The organism is Zavarzinella formosa DSM 19928 (assembly GCF_000255705.1).
Taxonomy (GTDB): domain Bacteria; phylum Planctomycetota; class Planctomycetia; order Gemmatales; family Gemmataceae; genus Zavarzinella; species Zavarzinella formosa.
Genome location: NZ_JH636450.1, coordinates 68,506 through 69,633, shown reverse-complemented (window position 1 = coordinate 69,633; position 1,128 = coordinate 68,506). Strand labels below are relative to the sequence as shown.

The window sequence follows — 1,128 nt, the reverse complement described above, 5'->3', positions numbered from 1 at the left end:
GGCGAGGGTCGCGGCCGGCGGGTGAGCCGCAGACGCCGAACCAGGCGCTGCAGCAGGCTGGGGCCGCACGTTCGCTTCTCGCGGGTCGTTATTCCGCCAGCGGTCCCGGCTGTTGAGCTGAGTCGTTCGTCCGCAGGAAGGCATCGGATGGGAGACGATTCCAATAACTGGTTGGTCGCAGTGAACGCCTGCCCTTATTGCGCTCACGCAATGCCAGATCGCACCGAAGAGGATTTTCGGCTGGCCTACCACAGTCAGGCCGGGGCGTGGTCGGAAACGTACCGCCGGATCACAACCGGGTATTGTTTCTTTGACCACTGTTTAGGTTGTGGCAAGTTCCTCTCAGGTGTCGAGTATTCACCGGAACCGCTTCCTTTCGAGTTACAACTGGGGCGGCCTGTCACTCTGGTATTCGACCGGTGGGTGGCGTGGCATGGTCTTGTCAGAGACAACTCGGCCGAACAAAACGTTGCACCCGACGGGGCGGCATAAGGTGGAATCGAGATTCAAGTTTGCCCCGCCCCGCAGGTGAACTGAGTAGTTTGGCAGGAAAGGGATAATCGGATGGGTTTCTTTACCGACATTGTCGTTGTTAATGCGAAAGAGGCCAAGCAAGTCTCTCGTCACGTGAATCCGACAGAAAAGTGGCCGGGCTGCGAAGCCAAGTCTCTCGATCAAGTGACGTTTGGCACCCTCTATGGTATTTTGGCGGGCGACGTGGATGCCGACGTTGACTTTGAAGATATTTCTGGCTCATCCGAGAAGTTCGTACTTGGCTCGATGGATTGAGTAAATGCGAAGGTGGAAGAATTCTTGGTCACGGTAGCCATAGGCCTGTCGTTGCAGGGTCTTGATTTTGTTGTTCACCCCTTCGAGGGGGCCGGTCGAAATCGGACAGCGATGGTAGTTCAGCAGGCCGGTCCGGTGCATCTGGAAAGAACTCGCCATCTTCTGCAACACCGACAGCTTGGACGCCTCGGCCCGCCGACACCAGTCGTCCAGAAACCGGGCGGCGTCTTTCGGGCTCCCCTGCTCCCAGAAGTGGCGAAACTCTTCTTTCATGTAATACGCCGTCGCCAGCGGTTGGTTGATCCGCAGGGCTTCTTCCAGCCGGGCGCGTTCCCCTTT

2 protein-coding genes are annotated in these 1,128 nt (G+C 57.8%); one reads left to right on the top strand and one right to left on the bottom strand.

The features are described from left to right. The first annotated feature begins 564 nt into the window (after window positions 1–564). On the top strand, window positions 565–789 hold the full coding sequence (locus BGIM_RS64100; protein WP_157369830.1) for a hypothetical protein: 225 nt from the start codon (window positions 565–567) through the stop codon (window positions 787–789). Here the strand turns inward: BGIM_RS64100 and BGIM_RS0141660 are convergent. After that, window positions 754–1,128 (bottom strand): transposase (locus tag BGIM_RS0141660; RefSeq protein WP_020475525.1); only part of this gene is annotated, 375 nt, incomplete at its 5' end. The genes BGIM_RS64100 and BGIM_RS0141660 overlap by 36 nt on opposite strands.